21 protein-coding genes are annotated in these 20,909 nt (G+C 63.5%); 9 read left to right on the top strand and 12 right to left on the bottom strand.

Going from position 1 to position 20,909, the window contains the following annotated elements; all coding sequences use genetic code 11:
- Window positions 1-46: 46 nt before the first annotated feature.
- Window positions 47-1,357, top strand: coding sequence for an FAD-dependent oxidoreductase (locus JI59_RS18390; protein WP_007011144.1), 1,311 nt, complete (start codon window positions 47-49; stop codon window positions 1,355-1,357).
- Between the two features lie 27 nt (window positions 1,358-1,384).
- Here JI59_RS18390 and JI59_RS18385 read toward each other — a convergent pair whose 3' ends face one another.
- Together JI59_RS18385 and dnaN are read right to left on the bottom strand one after the other, a co-directional pair.
- A complete protein-coding gene (locus JI59_RS18385; protein ID WP_007011145.1) occupies window positions 1,385-2,767 on the bottom strand; it encodes a mechanosensitive ion channel family protein in 1,383 nt (460 codons plus the stop codon).
- Between the two features lie 187 nt (window positions 2,768-2,954).
- On the bottom strand, window positions 2,955-4,073 hold the full coding sequence (dnaN, locus tag JI59_RS18380; protein ID WP_007011146.1) for a DNA polymerase III subunit beta: 1,119 nt from the start codon (window positions 4,071-4,073) through the stop codon (window positions 2,955-2,957).
- Between the two features lie 225 nt (window positions 4,074-4,298).
- Here dnaN and JI59_RS18375 point away from each other — a divergent pair, with 225 nt between their 5' ends.
- Window positions 4,299-4,706, top strand: coding sequence for a hypothetical protein (locus JI59_RS18375; RefSeq protein ID WP_239000573.1), 408 nt, complete (start codon window positions 4,299-4,301; stop codon window positions 4,704-4,706).
- 27 nt (window positions 4,707-4,733) lie between these two features.
- Here the strand turns inward: JI59_RS18375 and fabG are convergent, their stop codons facing one another.
- The 4 genes from fabG to JI59_RS18355 form a co-directional block, all read right to left on the bottom strand.
- Complete coding sequence (gene fabG, locus JI59_RS18370; protein WP_007011148.1) at window positions 4,734-5,498, bottom strand: 3-oxoacyl-[acyl-carrier-protein] reductase; 765 nt, start codon at window positions 5,496-5,498, stop codon at window positions 4,734-4,736.
- A gap of 129 nt (window positions 5,499-5,627) precedes the next feature.
- A complete protein-coding gene (gene fabD / locus JI59_RS18365; RefSeq protein WP_007011149.1) occupies window positions 5,628-6,563 on the bottom strand; it encodes an ACP S-malonyltransferase in 936 nt (311 codons plus the stop codon).
- A gap of 122 nt (window positions 6,564-6,685) precedes the next feature.
- Entirely contained in the window at window positions 6,686-6,901 is a 216-nt protein-coding gene (locus JI59_RS18360; protein ID WP_007011150.1) for a hypothetical protein, read from the bottom strand.
- A gap of 45 nt (window positions 6,902-6,946) precedes the next feature.
- The gene (locus tag JI59_RS18355; protein ID WP_007011151.1) at window positions 6,947-7,750 is read right to left on the bottom strand and encodes an LD-carboxypeptidase; all 804 of its coding nucleotides are present in this window, start codon (window positions 7,748-7,750) and stop codon (window positions 6,947-6,949) included.
- Window positions 7,751-7,804: 54 nt separating this feature from the next.
- On the opposite strand from JI59_RS18355, the gene JI59_RS18350 reads away from it, so the two are divergent.
- Entirely contained in the window at window positions 7,805-9,217 is a 1,413-nt protein-coding gene (locus tag JI59_RS18350; protein ID WP_007011152.1) for a glutamate ligase domain-containing protein, read from the top strand.
- Between the two features lie 22 nt (window positions 9,218-9,239).
- On the opposite strand, the gene JI59_RS18345 is transcribed toward JI59_RS18350, so the two are convergent.
- Window positions 9,240-10,184, bottom strand: a complete 945-nt coding sequence (locus JI59_RS18345) for a DUF808 domain-containing protein (RefSeq protein WP_007011153.1) — start codon at window positions 10,182-10,184, stop codon at window positions 9,240-9,242.
- A 257-nt stretch (window positions 10,185-10,441) separates the two neighbouring features.
- Between JI59_RS18345 and JI59_RS18340 the strand changes: the two genes are divergently transcribed.
- Window positions 10,442-11,269 carry a flagellin N-terminal helical domain-containing protein gene (locus JI59_RS18340; RefSeq protein WP_007011154.1) on the top strand — a complete coding sequence of 276 codons (828 nt, stop codon included), beginning with the start codon at window positions 10,442-10,444 and terminating at the stop codon, window positions 11,267-11,269.
- A 110-nt stretch (window positions 11,270-11,379) separates the two neighbouring features.
- Here JI59_RS18340 and JI59_RS18335 read toward each other — a convergent pair whose 3' ends face one another.
- The gene (locus JI59_RS18335) at window positions 11,380-12,048 is read right to left on the bottom strand and encodes a glutathione S-transferase (RefSeq protein ID WP_038577902.1); all 669 of its coding nucleotides are present in this window, start codon (window positions 12,046-12,048) and stop codon (window positions 11,380-11,382) included.
- Window positions 12,049-12,175: 127 nt separating this feature from the next.
- On the opposite strand from JI59_RS18335, the gene JI59_RS18330 reads away from it, so the two are divergent.
- The 5 genes from JI59_RS18330 (at window position 12,176) to JI59_RS18310 (ending at window position 16,392) form a co-directional block, all read left to right on the top strand.
- Window positions 12,176-13,396 carry a polyhydroxyalkanoate depolymerase gene (locus tag JI59_RS18330; protein WP_007011156.1) on the top strand — a complete coding sequence of 407 codons (1,221 nt, stop codon included), beginning with the start codon at window positions 12,176-12,178 and terminating at the stop codon, window positions 13,394-13,396.
- Between the two features lie 202 nt (window positions 13,397-13,598).
- The gene (gene rpsF, locus JI59_RS18325; protein WP_007011157.1) at window positions 13,599-13,961 is read left to right on the top strand and encodes a 30S ribosomal protein S6; all 363 of its coding nucleotides are present in this window, start codon (window positions 13,599-13,601) and stop codon (window positions 13,959-13,961) included.
- A gap of 3 nt (window positions 13,962-13,964) precedes the next feature.
- Window positions 13,965-14,189, top strand: coding sequence for a 30S ribosomal protein S18 (gene rpsR / locus JI59_RS18320; protein ID WP_007011158.1), 225 nt, complete (start codon window positions 13,965-13,967; stop codon window positions 14,187-14,189).
- Between the two features lie 14 nt (window positions 14,190-14,203).
- Window positions 14,204-14,812, top strand: coding sequence for a 50S ribosomal protein L9 (rplI, locus tag JI59_RS18315; RefSeq protein ID WP_007011159.1), 609 nt, complete (start codon window positions 14,204-14,206; stop codon window positions 14,810-14,812).
- A 149-nt stretch (window positions 14,813-14,961) separates the two neighbouring features.
- A complete protein-coding gene (locus tag JI59_RS18310; RefSeq protein WP_007011160.1) occupies window positions 14,962-16,392 on the top strand; it encodes an AMP nucleosidase in 1,431 nt (476 codons plus the stop codon).
- Window positions 16,393-16,448: 56 nt separating this feature from the next.
- Here JI59_RS18310 and JI59_RS18305 read toward each other — a convergent pair whose 3' ends face one another.
- The 4 genes from JI59_RS18305 to JI59_RS18290 all read right to left on the bottom strand — a co-directional run bounded on the left by JI59_RS18305 (window position 16,449) and on the right by JI59_RS18290 (window position 20,768).
- On the bottom strand, window positions 16,449-18,275 hold the full coding sequence (locus JI59_RS18305) for a M2 family metallopeptidase (protein WP_007011162.1): 1,827 nt from the start codon (window positions 18,273-18,275) through the stop codon (window positions 16,449-16,451).
- A 118-nt stretch (window positions 18,276-18,393) separates the two neighbouring features.
- Window positions 18,394-19,149 (bottom strand): alpha/beta fold hydrolase, encoded by a 756-nt coding sequence (locus JI59_RS18300; protein ID WP_007011163.1) that lies wholly within the window; start codon window positions 19,147-19,149, stop codon window positions 18,394-18,396.
- Window positions 19,150-19,593: a GFA family protein gene (locus tag JI59_RS18295; RefSeq protein WP_007011164.1), complete on the bottom strand. Its 444-nt coding sequence runs from the start codon at window positions 19,591-19,593 to the stop codon at window positions 19,150-19,152.
- A gap of 149 nt (window positions 19,594-19,742) precedes the next feature.
- A complete protein-coding gene (locus JI59_RS18290) occupies window positions 19,743-20,768 on the bottom strand; it encodes an aspartate-semialdehyde dehydrogenase (protein ID WP_007011165.1) in 1,026 nt (341 codons plus the stop codon).
- Window positions 20,769-20,909 lie beyond the last annotated feature (141 nt).

Raw genomic sequence — 20,909 nt, 5'->3', positions numbered from 1 at the left:
GCACGAGTCAGCGGGAAAACCTCCGCACACCCTGGGAGACACATTCATGCGCCATATTGCGATCGTCGGTTCGGGGCCTGCCGGTTACTACACAGCGGAGGCAGCGCTCAAGCAATGGGGAGACGACGCCAGGGTCGACATCTTCGACACCCTGCCCGTTCCCTTCGGACTGATTCGCAGCGGCGTTGCGCCCGATCACCAGTCGATCAAGGGCGTGTCGCGCCGCTATGAGGCGACCGCGCTGACCGACAACGTGCGGTTCGTCGGCAATGTGATGATTGGCCGCGATCTGAGCATTTCAGAGCTTCAGGGGCTCTACGATGCCGTCATCCTCGCCACCGGCGCGCCCAATGACCGCAAGCTGGGAATAGAGGGCGAAGATCTGCCCAACGTCTTCGGCAGCGCTTCCTTTGTAGGCTGGTACAATGGACACCCCGATTTCGCCGAACTCGACCCGGCGCTTTCGCACGATACGGCGGTCATCATCGGCAACGGCAATGTCGCACTCGACGTCGCGCGCATTCTCGCCAAGTCGCAGGCGGAATTCGCTGGGAGCGACATCGTCCACCACGCCCTGAGCGCACTCGATGCCTCGAAGATCCGCCGCATCGTCATTCTCGGGCGTCGCGGACCGCACCAGATCGCGATGACGCCCAAGGAACTGGGTGAACTCGGCCATCTCGAACGCGCATGCCCATGGGTCGATACCGCCGATCTTCCCGACGAAAGCGAGGACGCAGCTCTCGATCCCGGCCAGCGCAAGTCGGTGGGGCACCTGCGCAGCTTTGCCGCGCCCGACCAGGCGGACTGCAAGCCCGGCCAGGTGCTCGTCGAGTTCGACTTCTTCGCCTCGCCCAAGGCGATCGTCGGCACCGAGCGCATCGAGGAAATCGAGGTCGAACGCACCCGACTCGAAGGCGGCAAGGCCATCGGCACGGGCGAGACCTATCGCATTCCAGCCGGGCTCGTGGTCGCTTGCATCGGCTACCAGACATCCAAGATACCCGACGTGCCTTTCGACGAGCGCAACGGCCGCTTTGCCAACGAGGAAGGCCGAATCTCTCCGGGCCTCTATTGCGTGGGCTGGGCACGGCGCGGGCCGACCGGGACCATCGGCACCAATCGCCCCGACGGCTTCGCCATCATCGAGAAAGTCGCCGAAGACATCGGCGAAGGCGCCGGCAAGGCAGGCCGCCCCGGCTTCGACGCCCTCGCCGCGGAACGGGGCATCAACTACATGAAATTCACCGACTGGCAGAAGATCGACGAGGCCGAAGTCGCCAATGCCCGCGACGGTTCGCCCCGCGAAAAGTTCGTGGCGGTCGAGAAGATGATCGCCGCGGCCAGCAAGCCGTAAGGTCTGCCGCGAAGGAGGCTCGCGGCGCTATTCCACGGGCCTCCTCGAATCGAGCAGGTCCTTCTCCGCTTCGCGCCCTGCCCTGCGTTCCTTCGCGATCATCTCGCTGATCTCGTCGTCTGGGGCGACGTGTTCGGCCATGACATGTGGGATATCTGCCGCTGCGGGGGCCGGTTCAGCCTCGGGCAAAGCCTTGCCGGTAACGTCGAGCAGGTTGAGCGGTGCCTGCTGGTCGAAGCGCAGGCGGTAGATCGGCTCCGGCAAGGCGAAACCGGCCGCTTCCAGCGCCGCCTTCACCGTCGGAATCGCCTGGCTGCGCGCCTTGTACCAATCGGTCTTTTCCTGGTCGATCCAGCCCAGAAAGCGCAGGACGATGTTGGAATCGCCGACGTTTTCCAGCCGCGCGGCCGGTGGCGGATCGGTCAGCACGAAGTCGAGTTTAGCCAGCGCATCTACGCCCAGTTGCCGTGCCGCGGTCGGATCGGAATCGGCATCGATCCCCAGTTCGAAATCGAAGCGCCGCTGCGGATTGCGGGTATAGTTGAGGATCACCGCCTTGAAGACCATGCCGTTGGGAATGCGCAGGTGGTTGCCGTCCAAGGTCATCAGGATCGTGGCGCGACTCGTCAGGCGGATAACCCGCCCCTCGTACTGGTCGATGACGACCCAGTCGTTGGCGCGGAAGGGTTGCCGCACCGACAGCATGACTGACGAAACGTAATTCTCGATCGTGTCGCGCATGGCAAAACCCAGCGCGATACCGACGATCCCCGCCCCGCCGAGCACTGCTCCCAGGAGGGCTCCGGCTCCCAGCATCTGCAGCCCGATGACGATGCCGCCGGTCACGAAGACGAAGCGGATGGCGCTGGCGATGAGTTCGGTGAGGAAATTGCTGGGCGCGAGCCGCCGCCAGATCCATGTCAGGGAAGCGAGGACATAACCGATCAAAGAGATGACCAGCGCGACCACCAGCGCCGCCGCAACCAGCGGTAACATCTTCACGAAATCGGAGAACTTCTGGGAAAAGACACCGAGCGACTGGACGCTCTGCCCAACCGAAACGTCGCGCTTTATGCCGTTCTCTACCGTGACCACTCCCAGAATGCGCGATGCGATCTGCTCGGCGCGGTCGATATCCTCGACAGCCGTGACCTTGCCGCCCAGGCTCACCACGCCTTGCCGCACGGAAACGGTGACGCGGTTCAGGTTCGGCACAGCCGCGAAAATGCCTTCGATACGCCGCGCGATCCGCTCATCCGAACCGCTGTCGCTCGTGGCGTCGATCGTTTGCGCCTGCGTCGGCGCAGGACTTGGCGTTGCGCCCTGATCCAGGCTCGGCAGCAGCGCAGCACGCGCACTCGATGGAAAGGCGGCGCTTGCCCCAATAATCAACAGGAGCACGGCCGGCATGAGGCGCCATGCCCGCAGGCCGCTCGCCCGCTCTGGCCTCGCTTGCGTCCCCATCATGCCTCCTCGTCTCCGGCTAGTGTGCAGGATGGAGGCTGTGGCCTGCGAGCGATCCTGTCAAATGCCTGAAAAGGAAAAGGGCCGGAAGCTTGTCGCTCCGGCCCTTCTGCCTTGTTCCAGAACCTTGCGGTCAGACACGCATCGGCATCAGGACGTAGAGCGCCGGGCTCTTTTCGTCCTGACGGATGAGCGTCGGCGCACCGGCGTCAGCGAGGTGCATTTCCACGCTGTCACCCTCGATCTGGCCGAGGATGTCCTTGAGGTAATTGGCATTGAAGCCGATCTCGAAGCCTTCCGATGCGTATTCGGCGGGGACTTCCTCAGCCGCGGTGCCGTTGTCGGGCGAGGTCACCGAAAGCGTGACGCGGTCCGGCTCAAGCGCCATCTTCACTGCACGGGTCTTTTCGGTGGCGATGGTCGCCACGCGGTCCACGCCCTCGAAGAAGCTGCGCGGATCGACCCGGAGCAGCTTGTCGTTCCCGGTCGGGATGACCCGCGTATAGTCCGGGAAGGTTCCGTCGATCAGCTTGCTGGTCAGGACGACGCCGTTCTCACCGCCCAGGGTGAAGCGGATCTTCGAGGCCGACAGGTCGATCAGGACGTTGGTGTCCAGCGCCTCTTCCAGCAGCTTGCGCAGTTCGGCAACGCATTTGCGCGGAACGATCACGTCGGGCATGCCCTCTGCGCCGTCGGGACGCTTGATCGTGAAGCGGGCGAGACGGTGACCGTCGGTGGCCGCGGCCTTCAATTCCTCGTCCGAGACATGCAGGAAGATGCCGTTGAGGTAGTAGCGCGTTTCCTCGGTCGAGATCGCGAAACGGGTCCGGTCGATCATCTGCGCCAGGGTGGCGGCAGGGATCTCGAAGCTCGTCGGCAATTCGCCCTCGGCGATGACCGGGAAGTCGTCACGCGGCAGGGTCGGAAGCTGGAAGCGGCTGCGCCCGGCCTTCACGACCATGCGGTTGTCGGCGGCATCCAGACTGACCTGACTGCCTTCGGGCAGCTTGCGGGCAATGTCGAAAAGAAGGTGCGCGGAAACCGTGACCGATCCCGGCGTGTCGACCGAGACCGCGCTCAGGTTCTCAACCACCTGGATGTCCAGGTCGGTCGCCATGATCCGCAGTGAACCACCCGCGGCTGCCTCGATCAGCACGTTCGAGAGAATGGGAATGGTATTGCGCCGCTCAACGACTGACTGCACGTGGGACAGGCATCGCAGGAGCGTGGAACGTTCGATCGTGGCCTTCATGATAGCCTCAGGTCCCCCTTGCTAGGCCTAGGGATCGGGTGATCCCGAATTTCAGGACGAATATCTCTAACGCACCGCAGCGAAGCGGCAAGCATCAAGTGCGGGCATTCCGGCGAATCTGGGGATAAATGCGGAGTTTTCCCGCGATTTTCGGACCTTGGTCACTTCACCCCCGATCCCTCGTCCCGAAGCAGGACGGGGTTGCCCCGGCATCCATTAGGTCACATGTACCACGCACACCGCATCGCGAGCGAACCGGACGACCGGGAAAGGAGTGACTTGGCCAACTTCCTGCGCATCGAACGCGAGACACGAGACGGAGAAGCGCGCCCGATCTCCCTCAAGGAATGGAGCGAGGCCATCGACAATGTCGATGGCGTGCGCCTGTGCGTCGGCGATGCCTCGGTACGCAATCCGCTGACCAAGGAAAACGTGATCATCCCCAACCGGGGCGGCGATGCCGAAATCTTCCGCGAGGACTGCAACCGCTGGCTGCGGGTCCTGTGGTGGTCGCCTCACGGGTCGATCCACTTCACTGCGCCGGAAAGCAGCGACGACCCGCTGCTGGTCACCGCGCGCGCGCTGGCCGATCAACTCGAGGCCAGGATCGTGGGCGACGAGGGAGAAATCTGAGACGCCCCCTCGCCACCTGAAACCCTGTCAGATCATCACCATGCCGCCGTTGACGTGGATCGTCTGGCCGGTGACGTAGCCGGCTTCCTTCGAAGCCAGGAACACGGTGGCGGCTGCGATGTCATCGCCCTCGCCCATGCGGCCCATCGGGATCTTCGCATTGAGCGCTTCCTTCTGGGCATCGGGCAGAACGTCGGTCATCGCGGTGCGGATGAAGCCCGGCGCGATGCAGTTCACGGTCACGTTGCGGCTGGCGAGTTCCTGAGCGAGGCTCTTCGACATGGCGGTGATGCCGCCCTTCGCCGCGCAATAGTTCATCTGCCCCGGATTGCCGGTGGTGCCGACGACCGAAGTGACGTTGATGATGCGGCCGAAGCGGGCCTTCATCATCGGCTTGGTCACCGCGCGCATCAGGCGGAAGGTGGATTCGAGGTTGACCTTGATCACCGCGTCCCACTCCTCGTCCTTCATGCGCATGGCGAGGTTGTCGCGCGTGATGCCCGCATTGTTGACGAGGATGTCTATCTTGCCGAGCGTCTCGAGTGCGGCCGGAACCAGCTTCTCGACGTCTTCGGGGTTCGACAGGTTGCAGGCGATGGCGACATGGTCGACTTCCTGCAGGTGCTGCGGGGTGTGCTCGTCCAGCTCATCGCGGAAAATCCGCAGCTTTTCGGCGTTGGAACCGGAAATCACGAGGCGGGCGCCCTGTGAGGCGAGCGCGCGGGCGATCGAGGAACCGATGCCGCCCGAGGCACCGGTTACAAGAGCAGTCATTCCGTGAAGATCGAACATTGGGGAAACTCCTTGAGACGTCGTGCCGGTACCCTCCGGCAAGCGCGGAACCGGCATCGCTGGCGCATTCGGCAGACCGCAGTCTCTTCGAACCGCCAGCGGTCCCGGGTCAAGCCCGGGACGACGTTTTCACAATACCTTTGCCAGTTCTTCGATCTCGGCCATCGAGGTAGCCGAGGCGACTTCGACCTCGCCAGCCGAACGCTTGATCATCGGGCCGACGACCTTGCCGCCGATCTCGACGAAGTTCTCGACCCCCGCTTCCTTCATCGCGATCGCGCTTTCGCGCCAGCGCACGCGGCCGGTGACCTGCTCGACGAGCAGGCGGCGCACTTCCGCGGGATCGGTGACGACGCCTGCAGTCACGTTGGCGAAGAGCGCGACCTGCAAGGTGCCGGGAGCGGTCTTCTCCAGCGCCTCGGCCATGGCATCGGCAGCCGGCTGCATCAACGGGCAGTGGAACGGCGCGGAAACCGGCAGCGCAATGCCGCGCTTGATACCGAAATCCTTGACGAGGCCGATAGCGCGCTCGATCGCGCCCTTGTGACCCGAGATCACGACCTGGGTCGGATCGTTGTCATTGGCGACGGCGCAGACTTCGCCCTCGGCAGCAGCTTCGGCCAGTGCAGTCGCCTTCTCGATGTCTGCACCCAGCAGCGCCGCCATGGCGCCAACGCCCACCGGCACGGCGGCCTGCATCGACTGGCCCCGCAGCTTCAGCAGGCGCGCGGTGTCGGCAAGGCTGAAGGCCCCGGCAGCGCAGAGCGCGGTATATTCCCCCAGCGAGTGGCCGGCGACGAAGTCCGCCTTGTCCGCCAGGGTGATCCCGCCTTCCTTTTCCAAAACGCGCAGCACTGCAATGGCATTGGCCATGATCGCCGGCTGGGCGTTCTCGGTAAGGGTCAGATCCTCATCGGGGCCCTGCGTCATGATCTTGAACAGGCCCTGGCCGAGCGCGTCATCGACCTCTTCGAAAACCTCGCGGGCGATCGCGCTGGCTTCGGCAAGCTCAGCGCCCATGCCGACCTTCTGGCTGCCCTGCCCCGGAAAAACAAAAGCACGCATCTTATGTGTCCTCCATCCTCGCGGGTTTGCGGCCAAGGCTCCTGCGCGGAAGCTGTCCTGACGAGGAAAGCGGCAGCGCTTATTGTCACAGGGCCCCGAGAGCAACCCCCTTGTAGCTCACATCAGTTGAAGGAAATCTCGCAAATCCCGCCCTTCGGCATGTCTCCGGCGCACTTGCGGACATAGTCACAGAGGCCCGTAAGCGACTCTACCGGCTGATAAAGTTCGAGCATGTGGCCACAGGCGCTGGAGCGATCGAGTTCGCGCTCGACGCCGCAATGCACGGCGCGGATGTCGGGCACGAAAAAGGCGGACTGGCGGATCGGCAAGTTCGGCATCGTCTCTCCTCGGCATTTTTGTCGGGCGCAATGCTGCGCTTCTCTTCAGCCGAAGGGAACTATCTTGTTGGCTGCGTCGTGCCCGATGTCAGCCGATCCCAGGAACGGGATCGCGTGGCGTTCGCACCAGTGGCGGGCAATCGCCTCGGCATCGCAGCCGAACGGCCGGTCGTTCTCGGGAACGTCGCTCACCCGCCCGAGGCGCAGGCCGGCAATGCCGCCCAGGTGCGCTGTCAGATGGAAGAAGAGCCGGTCCACAGCGTAGAGATACTCGGAAACTTCCTCGACCATCACGACGTGCCGGGCGAGGCCCGGCATCAGCCGCGTCCCGCACAGCATCGAGAGCGTCATAAGGTTGAAGGCCACACTCGGATGGCTCTCCAGCGAAGGTTCGAGGCCCGATGTGTCTCCGCCAATGAAGCCCAGCGTGCGGCGGATCGCATCCTCGCCGCCTTGCCGCCGGATGTCGGCAAGCATCGGCGCGTGCACCGATGTGCCGATCCTCGCGCGATAGAAAGCGCCCAGCAGGTAGCCGGCATCGGAATAGCCCAGCCAGGTCTTGTTCTGCGCGACATGGGAGAAGCGGTCTATCGCATCCTCGGCAATCCGGCAGGCTCCATAGCCGCCGCGTGCGAACCATACGGCATCGAAGCCCGGATCGTTCGCGCATTCCACCAGCACATCGAGACGCCGCGAGTCGCTGCCGGCAAAATGGCCTTCGACTTCGAAGCACTGCGGGTGCACATGAAGCTCCACACCGGGAAATTCCACGGCCGCCAGAGCCGCGACGCGTTCGGCGTCCTCGTGGGTAATCGGGGTGGACGGTGCACAAACTGCGATGCGGGTCATGCCCCCTTCCTATCGAGGTTGTCAGGACGGGCAAGGCCGCATACCGAAGCGCACATGACAGACACGAAAGCCCTTACGACCCATCCCTGGTTTTTCTGCGGCATCGGCGGGTCGGGCATGCTTCCGCTGGCCCTGATTCTCAAGGGTCTGGGCGCGCAGGTCGAGGGCTCCGACCGCAGCCGCGACCAGGGGCGCACGCCGGAGAAATTCGCGTGGCTCGAAGAACTGGGCTTCACCCTGTTCCCGCAGGACGGCAGCGGCATGCGCTCCAGCGCGCAGACGCTCGTGGCCTCCGCCGCGGTCGAGGATACCGTGCCCGAAGTCGTGCGCTCCGGGGAACTGGGCTGCGCGCGCATGAGCCGGGCCGAGCTTCTGGCGACCCTGTTCAACGCTGCCCCGGCGGGAATCGCCATCGGCGGGACCAGCGGCAAGTCGACCGTTACCGGCATGACCGGGTGGATCCTGACCGAGGCCGGGCGAGACCCGACGATCATGAACGGCGCGGTGATGAAGAACTTCGCCACGCCCGACGCGCCTTTCGCGAGCGCGCGGGTGGGCCAAGGCGATGTCTTCCTCTCCGAAGTTGACGAAAGCGACGGCTCGATCGCGCTGTATCGGCCAAAGGTGGCCGTTCTCGGCAATGTCAGCCTCGATCACAAGAGCCTTGAGGAACTGCGCCAGCTCTTCGGCGATTTCCTCGCCCATGCCGAAACTGCCGCGATCAATCTCGACGATGCCGAGACCGCCGCGCTCGCGCCGCGGGCCCGCAAGCTGGTGACCTTCGGGATCGCCTCGCCCGAGGCACAGATCGTAGCAGGAGAAATCGCCGAGGCCGCGACCGGCCTTGCCGCCACGATCACCGACCGGCGCGACGGATCGGCCCATGCGCTCAAGCTCAAGGTACCGGGACGCCATAACCTCTACAACGCGCTGGCCGCGATTGCCGCTGCCAATGCCTGCGGTGTCGGTGTGGCCGACGCCGTGACTGCGCTCGGATCGTTCGAGGGGCTGGCGCGCCGGTTCGACATCGTCGGCACTTCGCCCTCCGGCGTGACCGTGATCGACGATTTCGGGCACAATCCGGACAAGGTTTCGGCCACGCTGGCGACGCTCAAGGCGCATGAGGGGCGTGTCATCGCCTTCTTCCAGCCCCATGGCTACGGCCCCTTGCGCCAGATGGGCGCGGAACTGGCCGAAGTGCTTGCGGCCAGGCTGGGGCCCGAGGACATCACGATCCTGTGCGATCCGGTCTATTTCGGCGGAACGGTCGACCGTTCCCAGGGCAGCGAACGCATCGTGCGCCTGATCCGCGAGGCGGGCGGGAAAGCCGAGCACGTTCCCGCCCGCAGCGATTGCGCGGATCGCATCGTCGAGATGGCCCGCCCCGGGGACCGCATCGTCGTGATGGGCGCGCGTGACGATACCCTGACCACCTTCGCGCGCGGCATCCTCAACCGCCTGCCCTGACAGGGGCGAGTGGCGCCGCCAGTCAGTGCGCGGTGCCGCGGACCTTCGCAATCAGATGGACGACCAGGGCAATTACCGTTCCAAGGACAATGCCGACGAGTGCCGATGCCAGGGCATAGCTGACCCAGCCGAGTGCACCGCCAAGCGCACCCGTCGCGGCTTCGACAGTGTGCTGAAGATCATGCGCAAGGTGCGCCGGATAGCCCAGGCCAAGCTCCTCGAGGCCATGGAGAATGATCCCGCCGCCAACCCAGAGCATCGCCAGCGTGCCGACCGTGCTCAGCAGCGCCAACACCTTGGGCATCGCCCTGAGCAACACACGCCCGACGCTTTGCGCCGCGCGGCTTTCCTTTTGCGCGAGATGCAGCCCGATGTCGTCCATCTTCACGATCAGCGCTACGGCGCCATAGACGACTGCAGTGATCAGCACGCCGACCACGGCCAGCGCTGCCGCACGGGAGAGGAACGAACTGTCGGCCACTTCCGACAGCGCGATCGCCATGATCTCGGCCGAGAGGATCAGGTCGGTGCGGATCGCTCCCGATACGCGGGTCTTCTCGAATGCCGCGATGTCTTCGACCGGGGTCTCCAGCGTTTCCCCGTGCTGCGCACCGCCCAGCTTCTCGATGACCTTCTCCGCGCCCTCGAAGGCGAGGTAGAGGCCGCCCAGCATCAGGATCGGCGTGATCGCCCAAGGCAGGAAGGCGCTGAGCAGCAGCGCGATCGGCAGCAGGATCAACAGCTTGTTGCGCAGGCTGCCCTTGGTGATCTGCCAGATGATCGGCAATTCGCGGTCGGGCGTAAACTCGGTGACGTAGCCGGGCGTCACGGCCGCATCGTCGATGACGACGCCCGCCGCCTTGCTACCGGCCTTGGCCACCCCTGCCCCGACATCGTCGAGCGAGGCCGCGGCGGCGCGGGCAATAACCGATACGTCGTCGAGCAGGGCAACTAGGCCGGTAGCCATCTAAGCCGATTTCCTTCGTGTCGCTGTTTCCAGCTTGAGAACGCGTGCATGTCCGCAGAAGCCGCAAGGATCAAGAAAAAGGCGCGCAAGACACCGGAATACCGGCGATTTTGCGGCGCGTTCCTGCCAATTTCAGCCCCCGGGATGCGGAAAATTCATCCACCCCCTTAACCCCGTCATCCGGCGACCGTTCTTCCCCATGTCCAGGGAACGCCAAATGACGCGGACCCGAAACGCTTTAAACTGGGGAAAAAGTCATGTCTGTCATCAACACGAATATCAGCGCCATTGTCGCTACCAACGCTTCGAATTCCGCCAGCAAGATGCTCGGCACCGCCATGGAACGCCTGTCGACCGGCAAGCGCATCAACTCCGCCAAGGACGACGCCGCCGGCCTCGCGATCGCCACCTCAATGACGTCGCAGATCAAGGGCATGAGCCAGGGCATCCGCAACGCGAACGACGGCATCTCGATGGCACAGACCGCTGACGGCGCCCTGTCGGAAGTCACCAACATGCTGCAGCGTGTTCGCGAACTGACCGTCCAGGCTTCGAACGACACATATTCGGCTGATGACCGCACCCGTATCCAGACCGAAGTCACGCAGCTTCAGGACCAGATCACCGACGTTCTCGACAACAGCGAATTCAACGGCAACAAGCTGTTCGACGGCACAGCCGGCACCGCAGGCGTCGTCACCATCCAGGTCGGCGCGAACGCTGCGGACACCATTGACCTTACCTTCACCGACGTCAGCGCCGGAGCCGGCATGACAGCGGCTCTCGCAGTCGATGTCCAGGCCCTGGCCGGCACCGAGCTCGACAGCCTCGACACCGCCATGGACGAAGTCTCGACGCTGCGCGCCAACCTCGGTGCCTCGCAGAACCGCCTCGACTCGGCCGTCAACACGATGACCGCCAATGTGACCAACCTTTCCGACGCCCGTTCGCGGATCGAAGACGCCGACTACTCGTCGGAAACGACCGCGATGGCCAAGGCCCAGATCCTGTCGCAGGCATCGACCGCGATGATCGCCCAGGCCAACCAGGCCCAGCAGAACGTCATGTCGCTGCTGCGCGGCTAATCTATCCGACCAGTTTCACGGTCCCCAAGGGGCCCGGCGGACTTCATGTTCGCCGGGTCTTTTGCTTTCGGGGCTTTGCAAGCCGCCTGAACCCGCTGGGACTTCCCACCTCAGAACTCGACTTCGAGTTCTTCCATTTCCTCCGGCTCGGCCTTCGCAGCCGCGATCCATTCCTGCATCGGTGCCCACTCGAAGATCGTGTCGCAGTAGGCTGCGCACTCGGGTGCGAGCGGGACGGCGTAAGTGATGAAGCGCGTCGCAACGGGAGCGTACATCGCATCGGCCATGGTCGGATGCCCGCCGAACAGGAACGGGCCGCCAAAGCGTTCAAGGCAATCCTGCCAGATCGACTCGATTCGCTCGATGTCAGGCCTGGCGCCCGAGAACACGGGAAAGCTCTCATGCCTGACCTTGAGGTTCATCGGCAGGGCGGAGCGAAGGTTGCTGAAGCCCGAATGGATTTCACCCGAGATCGAGCGGCACAGGGCCCGCGCGATCGGATCTGCGGGCAGCAGCCCGGCTTCGGGGAACTGCTCGTTCAGGAATTCGGCAATTGCCAGGGTATCCCAGACACTTGCGCCATTGTAGTTGAGCCGGGGCACCAGCACGGATGGTGACAGGAGCAGCAGTTCGGCGCGGTTCGCCGCATCGTTGGCGACCTTGCGCTCCTCCACTTCCAGACCGGCCAGTCGGCAAAGGAGCCAACCGCGCAACGACCATGCCGAATAGGTCTTGCTGGAAATCGTGAGTTTCGCTGTCGTCGGGGCTGTCTCATTCATGGTCGCCGCCTCCAATGCCTGCTTTCGCTTGCATATGTTTATGATGCAGCGCAGCATGAATCCAGCTCGAATGCGATTCTGTTATCAGAAAGGCGCCGGGCGAAACAACGAGGGGTAGACGCAAGCAATGCTTTACCACGCATACCAGGCGTATTGCGACATGCTTGCACCTGCGCGCATGGGATCGCTGCTGGCGACCAGCTTCCGGAACAAGTTTCTCGGTCATGCTTCGTCGGCACCGATGACGCGGCGGTTTTTCGCACTTGCGGAAGTGTTCAATACGACCGCGATCACCCATAAGCGGCCGCCTTACGGCATCGGCCGGGTCCTCTCCGGGAACCGCGAGGTTTCGGTGCGGGAGGAAGTGACGCTGGACATGCCTTTCGGCAACCTGCTGCACTTCGCCAAGGACGAAGTCGTCGCACCGCAACCCAAGATCCTCGTCGTCGCGCCGCTGTCGGGCCACTTTGCCACGCTCCTGCGCAGCACGATTGCAACCCTCCTGCGCGATCACGACGTTTACATAACCGATTGGAAGAATGCCCGCGACATTCCCATGAGCGATGGCCGGTTCGGTTTCGACGAATATGTCGACTACGTGATCCGCTTCCTGCAGGAACTGGGCCAGGGCGCGCATGTCCTTGCCGTCTGCCAGCCCTGCGTCCCGGTCCTCGCTGCCGTGGCGGTGATGGCCCAGAACGACGATCCCTGCCAGCCCCGCTCTATGTCGCTGATGGGCGGCCCGATCGACACCCGCGAATCGCCGACAATCGTCAACGAACTGGCGACCAGCCAGCCCTATTCCTGGTTCGAGGACAACCTGATCTACCCGGTCCCGTGGCGCTACAAGGGCGCCGGGCGCAAGGTCTATCCCGGCTTCGTGCAGCTCACGGCTTTCATGTCCATGAACCAGGAGCGCCACTTCGGGCAGTTCCGCAAACTCTACCAGCACATCGCCGACCTCGAGCAACTCGAAGCCGAAAAGATCGTCGAGTTCTACGACGAATATCTCGCGGTGCTGGACCTCACCGCCGAGTTCTATCTCGAGACCATCGACAAGGTGTTCCAGCGCGCCCTGCTCGCAAAAGGTGAGCTGGAACACCGCGGTCGCCGCGTCGACTGTTCCGCGATCCGCAAGACCGCACTGCTGACCGTGGAGGGCGAACGCGACGACATCTGTGCGGTGGGCCAGACCGCCGCGGCGCATTTCCTGTGCTCCAGCCTGCGCCCGCACCTCAAGCGCCATCACCTGCAGCCGGGGGTCGGTCACTACGGCATCTTCTCCGGTTCACGCTGGGAACGTCAGGTCTATCCGCAGGTCCGGAACCTCGTACTGGCCATGAGCTGATCCGGGCCGCATCGAAGCGATGTTGAGGCAGCAAAAGACTGCGCGTTTCGCCTATTGCGCTTGCAAATGCCTGCAGATCGGCTAAGGGCCCCGCTTCCGCGTGCTTCCGCAAGGATCGCGCGGAAGGTTGAAGAAAGCCGGAGGGGCCCCGCAATCCCGCGGACAAGCCAGCGATCGGTTAGGACAGATAAAGGACGCTGCTGTGCCGCTTTACGAGCACATTTTCCTGGCGCGCCAGGATCTCAGCCAGTCGCAGGTTGATGCGCTGGCCGCCGCCGCTACCGAGATCGTCGAGTCGAACCAGGGCAAGGTCACCAAGACCGAGACCTGGGGCCTCAAGAACCTCGCGTACAAGATCAAGCGTAACCGCAAGGCTCACTTCGTGATGCTGAACATCGAAGCCAACGGCGACACCGTCGCCGAGCTCGAGCGTCAGACCGCCATCAACGAAGACGTCATCCGCTACATGACCATCCGCGTCGACGAGCATGAAGCTGGTCCGTCGGTCATGATGCGCAAGTCGGACCGCGACAACCGTCGCCGCCGCGAACGCGAGGGGAACTGATCCATGGCACGTGCATTTTTCCGTCGCCGCAAGTCCTGCCCGTTCTCGGGCAAGAACGCGCCGCAGATCGACTACAAGGACGTGCGTCTGCTCCAGGGCTTCATGTCCGAGCGTGGCAAGATCGTTCCGAGCCGCATCACTGCGGTTTCCGCCAAGAAGCAGCGTGAACTGAGCCAGGCGATCAAGCGCGCCCGGCACATCGGCCTGCTGCCCTTCATCGTCAAGTAAGGGAGGTTAGCCCCATGGACATCATCCTCCTCGAACGCGTCGAAAAGCTCGGCAACATCGGCGACGTCGTTTCCGTCAAGGACGGTTTCGCGCGCAACTACCTGCTGCCGAACAAGAAGGCGCTGCGCGCCAACGACGCCAACAAGAAAGTCTTCGAAGCCAATCGCGCGAAGATCGAAGCCGAGAACGCCGAAAAGCGTTCGGCCGCCGAGCAGCACTCGTCGAGCGTCGAAGGCAAGCAGGTCGTCCTGATCCGCGCCTCGTCGAACTCGGGCCAGCTCTACGGTTCGGTTTCGGTGCGTGACATCGTCGAAGCACTCAACGCCGACGGCGCCGACGTTGCCAAGCAGATGATCGTGCTCGAACGCCCGATCAAGACGCTCGGCATCTTCGACGTTCGCGTCAGCCTGCACCCGGAAGTCTCGGTCAACGTCAAGGTGAACGTCGCCCGTTCGCCGGACGAAGCCGAACTTCAGTCGCAGGGCGTCGACGTCATGGCAGCGATGTTCGAACAGGACACCGCAGGCTTCACCGAGGCTTACGATCCCAACGCCGAGCCCGGCGAGATCGTGACCGAGGAAGCCGAAGAGGCTGCTGCGGCAGAAGGCGAAGAGCAGGCCTGAGCCTGACCTTCGACGACTACGCGTCACAAGGTTTGAAGGCCCTCGCTTCGGCAACGAAGCGGGGGCCTTTCCTTTTGCGCACCGCCCGGACGCCCCAGCGGCAGCGCAAGTGCCCTTGCGCTGCAATATGAAGGGCGTAATTTTGGGCGATGGACAAGATAAAACAGACCCTTGAACACCTGAACCGCACTTACGAGGCTGCCGTCGCCTGCCTCAAATCCGACATCGAAGCCTTCGTGAAGACCGGCGCCCTGCCCCCGCCGGAGCGCCGCGCCGACCGTCAATGGTGCTACCCGGAACTGCGGATCACCTATCACGGCAAGGAACGCGGAGCCGTCTATTCGCGGGCGTTCGGCCGTCTCGCCCAGCCCGGCACTTACGTGACCACGATCACCCGGCCGCACCTGTTCTCCGACTATCTCTCGACACAGCTCTCGCTGCTGGACGACGAGTACGAGATCGAAGTCGAGGTCTCGCGTTCGGCGCAGGAAATTCCCTTTCCCTACGTCCTCGACGGTGTGGCGGTGGGAAGCGTGACGCCGCAGGAACTTGCCTGCCATTTCCCAAGCACCGAACTTGCCATGATCGGCGACGAGATCGCCGACGGGATCGACTTCTTCGCGCCCGAAGATCCGCTGCCGCTCGCTCTGTTCGATGGGCTGCGGACCGACTTCAGCCTTGCACGCCTGGCGCACTACACCGGCACCAGCCCGGACCACTGCCAGCGTTTCATCCTGTTCACCAACTATCACCGCTATGTCGATGAATTCGTTGACTGGGCCGGCCGAATGATCGGGAGCGACGACTACGTCGCCCTGTCGGGGGCTGGCGGGCTCTATCTCGACGCGCCGGTGGACAATGCGCGCCAGCGCCTGTCCGACACGGCATGGCGGCGTCACCAGATGCCGGCCTATCACCTGATCCGCGAGGACCGTTCGGGCATCACGCTCGTCAATATCGGCGTCGGCCCCTCCAACGCCAAGACGATCACCGATCACCTTGCCGTCCTGCGACCCGAAGCCTGGCTGATGATCGGCCATTGCGGCGGCTTGCGCGAAAGCCAGCGCATCGGCGATTATGTGCTTGCCCATGCCTACTTGCGCGACGACCATGTGCTCGACCCGGTTCTGCCACCCGAAATTCCACTCCCGGCCATCGCCGAAGTCCAGCAGGCACTGGCTACGGCGGCCGAGACCGTCAGCGGTGAAGGCGGGACCAACCTCAAGAAGCGCATGCGCACCGGCACCGTCGTCACGACCGACGATCGCAACTGGGAACTGCGCTACACCGCATCGGCCCATCGCTTCAGCCTCTCGCGCGCCATCGGCATCGACATGGAAAGTGCAACGATCAGCGCGCAAGGTTACCGGTTCCGCGTTCCCTACGGGACGCTTCTGTGCGTTTCCGACAAGCCGCTGCACGGGGAACTTAAACTGCCGGGACAGGCCAACCGCTTTTACGAGGAAGCCATCGCCGGGCATCTCAAGATCGGCCTCGAAGCCTGCGACCTGCTGCGTTCGGAAGGCGACCGCCTGCACAGCCGCAAGCTGCGCGCCTTCAACGAACCACCGTTCCGCTGATCGGGGCCGAGACGACAAGCCGCCCCGGCAGCACTGCTGTCGGGGCGGTTATCCGGTTACCGGCCTTGCTTCTGGCCCTTGTTCTGCTCGTCGAGCCACTTCTTGAGCGGAGCGAAATACTCGAGCATCGGCTTCGCGCTCATCTTGCTCGAGCCGGTGAAGGCCTTGAGCGCTTCCGGCCAGGGCTTGGACATGCCCATCTCCAGCATGCGGTCGAGGTTCTCGCCCACCTTCCTGTTTCCGTAGAAGCTGCAGCGATGCAGCGGCCCCTTCCAGCCAGCCTGCTCGCACGCGGCCTGGTAGAACTGGAACTGGAGGATGCGGGCCAGGAAGTAGCGCGTGTAGGGCGTGTTGCCCGGGATATGGTACTTCGCGCCCGGATCGAAAGCATTGGCCGGACGGTCCACCGGCGGCCTGATGCCCTGGTACTCCAGCCGCATGTCGGTCCAGGCCTTGTTGTAGTCCGCCGGCTTGATCGAACCGTCGAAGACGCCCCAGCGCCAGCGATCGATGAGCAGGCCGAAGGGCAGGAACGCCACCTTGTCCATCGCCTGTCGCAGCAGAAGACCGATATCCTTGTCGGCACTGGGGACCTTGCTCTTGTCGAGCAGGCCGATGTCGACGAGGTACTGCGGCGTGATCGAAAGCGCGATGAAGTCTCCGATTGCCTCGTGGAAGCCGTCATTGGCGCCGTTGAGGTAGAGATAGGGCTGCTTGTTGTAGGCGCGCTGGTAGTAGTTGTGCCCCAGTTCATGGTGAATCGTGACGAAATCGTCCGAGTTCACCTTGGTGCACATCTTGATGCGGATGTCGTCCTTGTTGTCGACGTCCCAGGCCGAGGCATGGCAAATCACCTCGCGGTCGCGCGGCTTGGTGATCATCGAACGGGTCCAGAACGTGTCCGGCAGCGGCGCGAAGCCGAGCGAAGAGTAGAAGCCCTCGCCCGTCTTCACCATGTCGAGCGGGGTCTTGCCCTTGGCCTTGAGCAGATCGCCGATGTCGTAGCCCAGATCGCCTGCACCCTGCGGCGCCACGAGCGGATAGATGTTGCCCCACTCCTGCGCCCACATGTTGCCCAGCAGGTCGGCGCGGATCGGCCCGGTTTCGGGCTGGACCTGATCGCCGTACTTCTCGTTCAGCTTGCGGCGCACGTAAGTGTGCAGCGCCAGATAGAGCGGCTTCACTTCCTGCCACAGTCGCTCGGTTTCTGCCGAAAACTGCTGCGGCGTCATGTCGTAGCCCGACCGCCACATCGCGCCGACGTCGGAATAGCCAAGCTCCTTCGCGCCTTCGTTGGCGATCGTCACCATCTTGGCGTAGTCGTCCTTCATCGGCTTGCCGACATTGTCGTGCCAGCTCTCCCACATCTCGGCATATTCGGCCGGGGTATGGTCGAGGTTGCCCATCTCCGCCTCGATGTCCGAGCCGTTGATCGGCTTGCCGTCTAGCGTGCCCTTGCCCTTGCCGTAAGTGGAGGACAGGCGCGTGGTGATCGCGCTCAGTTCATCGGCAGCGCCCGGCGTGGTCGGAGCAGGCAAGACTATGCCCTGACGCAAGATGCCCAGCTTGCGGGCGACATCGGCGTCGAGCCCCTGCACTCTGGCGTACTTCGCGGCCTCCACCGCATAGTCTACCTGCTTCTCGGTGATCGCCGCGTTCGACTGGGCAACGAGCGCGTCGGTATCCTCGGTGATGTAGGTGTAGTTCACCCAGTTGATCCGGGCATTGTCGACTGAAGCGTCGAACAGGTCCTTCTCGGCCGATGCGACGAACTGTGCCGCGCCTTCGGGGGTCATCGGATAGTCGGCTGCAGCGTCTTTTGCCACGGCCGGTACGGCCAGGCTGACGGCCAGCGCCGCCAATGCGGTAGATGCAAATTTCATGGGGGGATTTTGCCTCTCGGTATTTCTGGATAGGGCAAGATTAGCCGCACCCGGGGCAAGTTCAACCGAGCAGGAAAATCACCCCCGGAAATGCATCATTCAATGAAGCGGAGCGCGCTCACTCATCAAGGAATTCGGCCATGGCGCGGCCCATGTCCTTGAACGTCACCGAGGACATGTGGTTGCCCGGGGTCTCGACATAGCGGCCCTGCGGCAGCGCCTCGGCCAGTTCCTGCGCAGAGCCGTTGTCCGCGTCGTCCTTGCCGCAAACGCATAGCGCGGGCATCGTCACCCGGGCGATCGCATCGGCAGAAGTATCGTCGACGGATTCCAGCAGCAGGCGCGCGGCAACGCGGTCGATCTTCATGGACTTCATGAAGGCCTGTGCGACGAACGCCGGGTCGCCCCGCTCGATCGAACCGAAGCGGTCGATGGCATCGACGAAGTGGGCGCTGCGCCGTGCCCACCCGGATAGGCCGGAAAGACCCATGCCGCCAAGGATCAGCTTGCGCGGCGAAAGGCCTGCCAGCACGCCGCGCACCGAAGTGCGCGCGCCGAGCGAGAAGCCGCCAAGGTCAAAGTCCGAAAGGCCCAGTTCGGCGATCAGCAGCGTCAGGTCCTCGACCAGCACGTCCTCGGGGTAGGCATCGGGATCGTGGGGGGCTTCGCTTTCGCCGTGCGCGCGCAGATCGGGCATGATCACCTCGAAGCCGGCATCGGCGAGGATTTGCGCATTGCCGTACTTGATCCAGTTGACCTCGGCGCTGGAGAACAACCCGTGGACCAGCACCAATGGCCGCCCCTGACCCAAGGTATGCACCGCCAGACGCGTACCGCCGAAACCTTCGATGTAATCCTTGCGCAATTCGCTCACTTACGGAACCTCCAGACCAGCCGCCTTCCAGCGCGAAGCGACGCTTTCGGTCGTCGCGCTGTAGTGCCTTGGCAGGTCCTTGGTATCGAGCCAGCTTTCATGCAAGCTTTCGCAGCCGGAATGGGCCACCGGACGGAAATATCCCGGCTCGTCGAAGCTCCCAAGCGTCAGGTCCATATTGCCGCTCGACTGGATGAAGTCGAAGCCCAGCGGCGTGCCGCAATGCGAACAGAACGGCCGCCGGGCTACCGGGGAACTGGCGTACCACTCCGGCTCATGCTCCCAGACGACGCCTGCCGTCGCCAGTTGCACGAAGGCAGCGGCGAACCCGCCGGTGGCCTTCTGGCACATGCGGCAATGGCACAGGTAGGCCTCGTCGTTCTCGATCTGCGCGCGATAGCGAATGCGACCGCACTGGCAGCCGCCGGTCATGGTTCTGGTCATGGCGCGAGGCTATAACACTCGCCTGCCGGGCAAAAGGGGCAGCTTCCCATCACCGCCACGCACTTCGAGGTGAACGAAAAAGGCCTCCGGAACTCTCGTCCCGGAGGCCTTTTCTTTTCATGCGTCACGCCGCGCAGGCGCTGTCCGCGTCAACCCTTCTTGAGGTGACGACGGCCAAGCAGTTCGGCAATCTGCACGGCGTTCAGAGCCGCGCCCTTGCGCAGGTTGTCCGAGACGCACCACAGGGCGAGACCGTTTTCGACCGTGGAGTCGTCACGCACGCGGCTGATGTAAGTCTCGCTGTCGCCGACACATTCGATCGGCGAGACGTATCCACCGTCCTCACGCTTGTCGACGAGCATGATGCCCGGCGCTTCGCGCAGGATGTTCTGGGCCTGCTCGGCCGAGATCTCGTTCTCGAACTCGAGCGTGATCGATTCGGCGTGCCCGACGAAGACCGGCACGCGCACGCAGGTCGCCTGGACCTTGACCGCCGGATCGAGGATCTTCTTGGTCTCGACGACCATCTTCCACTCTTCCTTGGTGGAACCGTCGTCGAGGAAGACGTCGATGTGCGGGATCACGTTGAAGGCGATCTGCTTGGTGAACTTCTTGGGCTCGACCTGATCGCCCACGAAGATCGCGCGGCTCTGCTCGAACAGTTCGTCCATGCCCGCCTTGCCCGCGCCGGAAACCGACTGGTAGGTCGACACGACGACGCGCTTGATCTTGGCGGCATCGTGAAGCGGCTTGAGCGCGACGACCATCTGCGCGGTCGAGCAATTCGGGTTCGCGATGATGTTGCGCTTGGTATAGCCGTCGATGGCGTCCGGGTTCACCTCGGGCACGATCAGCGGAACGTCCGGCTCCATGCGGTAGAGCGACGAGTTGTCGATCACGACGCAGCCCTGGCTGGCAGCCTTGGGCGCATAGATCTTGGTCGGACCCGATCCCGCTGCGAAGAGCGCAATGTCCCAGCCGGTGAAATCGAAGTGCTCGATGTTCTTTACTTTGAGTTTCTTGCCGGTCTCGCCGAAATCAATCTCCATGCCGGTGGAGCGCGGCGAAGCAACCGCTGCGATTTCATCGCAGGGAAACTCGCGCTCGGCGAGGATGTTGAGCATTTCGCGGCCGACATTTCCGGTCGCACCGACAACGGCTACCCGGTAACCCATTTCAAGACCTTTCCAGTTTCAATTCGCGCCCGGCATTCGTGCGTGCACGAAGGCGGCGCGTTAGCGCCAGTCCGCGTACGACACAAGGCCGCAGCGCACTGGCCTTTCTTTCAGATAGGCAAACGAGACTGAAAGTTGCTT

It is taken from the genome of Novosphingobium pentaromativorans US6-1 (assembly GCF_000767465.1).
In the GTDB taxonomy this organism is placed as follows: domain Bacteria; phylum Pseudomonadota; class Alphaproteobacteria; order Sphingomonadales; family Sphingomonadaceae; genus Novosphingobium; species Novosphingobium pentaromativorans.
This window is presented reverse-complemented; position numbering and strand designations above follow the sequence as displayed.

Bases quoted from the DNA above. Each gene is read 5' to 3' on its own strand.
- JI59_RS18390 (WP_007011144.1), top strand. From the start codon at position 47: ATGCGCCATATTGCGATCGTCGGTTCGGGGCCTGCCGGTTACTACACA.
- JI59_RS18385 (WP_007011145.1), bottom strand. From the start codon at position 2,767: ATGCCGGCCGTGCTCCTGTTGATTATTGGGGCAAGCGCCGCCTTTCCA.
- dnaN (WP_007011146.1), bottom strand. From the start codon at position 4,073: ATGAAGGCCACGATCGAACGTTCCACGCTCCTGCGATGCCTGTCCCAC.
- JI59_RS18375 (WP_239000573.1), top strand. From the start codon at position 4,299: ATGTACCACGCACACCGCATCGCGAGCGAACCGGACGACCGGGAAAGG.
- fabG (WP_007011148.1), bottom strand. From the start codon at position 5,498: ATGTTCGATCTTCACGGAATGACTGCTCTTGTAACCGGTGCCTCGGGC.
- fabD (WP_007011149.1), bottom strand. From the start codon at position 6,563: ATGCGTGCTTTTGTTTTTCCGGGGCAGGGCAGCCAGAAGGTCGGCATG.
- JI59_RS18360 (WP_007011150.1), bottom strand. From the start codon at position 6,901: ATGCCGAACTTGCCGATCCGCCAGTCCGCCTTTTTCGTGCCCGACATC.
- JI59_RS18355 (WP_007011151.1), bottom strand. From the start codon at position 7,750: ATGACCCGCATCGCAGTTTGTGCACCGTCCACCCCGATTACCCACGAG.
- JI59_RS18350 (WP_007011152.1), top strand. From the start codon at position 7,805: ATGACAGACACGAAAGCCCTTACGACCCATCCCTGGTTTTTCTGCGGC.
- JI59_RS18345 (WP_007011153.1), bottom strand. From the start codon at position 10,184: ATGGCTACCGGCCTAGTTGCCCTGCTCGACGACGTATCGGTTATTGCC.
- JI59_RS18340 (WP_007011154.1), top strand. From the start codon at position 10,442: ATGTCTGTCATCAACACGAATATCAGCGCCATTGTCGCTACCAACGCT.
- JI59_RS18335 (WP_038577902.1), bottom strand. From the start codon at position 12,048: ATGAATGAGACAGCCCCGACGACAGCGAAACTCACGATTTCCAGCAAG.
- JI59_RS18330 (WP_007011156.1), top strand. From the start codon at position 12,176: ATGCTTTACCACGCATACCAGGCGTATTGCGACATGCTTGCACCTGCG.
- rpsR (WP_007011158.1), top strand. From the start codon at position 13,965: ATGGCACGTGCATTTTTCCGTCGCCGCAAGTCCTGCCCGTTCTCGGGC.
- rplI (WP_007011159.1), top strand. From the start codon at position 14,204: ATGGACATCATCCTCCTCGAACGCGTCGAAAAGCTCGGCAACATCGGC.
- JI59_RS18310 (WP_007011160.1), top strand. From the start codon at position 14,962: ATGGACAAGATAAAACAGACCCTTGAACACCTGAACCGCACTTACGAG.
- JI59_RS18305 (WP_007011162.1), bottom strand. From the start codon at position 18,275: ATGAAATTTGCATCTACCGCATTGGCGGCGCTGGCCGTCAGCCTGGCC.
- JI59_RS18295 (WP_007011164.1), bottom strand. From the start codon at position 19,593: ATGACCAGAACCATGACCGGCGGCTGCCAGTGCGGTCGCATTCGCTAT.
- JI59_RS18290 (WP_007011165.1), bottom strand. From the start codon at position 20,768: ATGGGTTACCGGGTAGCCGTTGTCGGTGCGACCGGAAATGTCGGCCGC.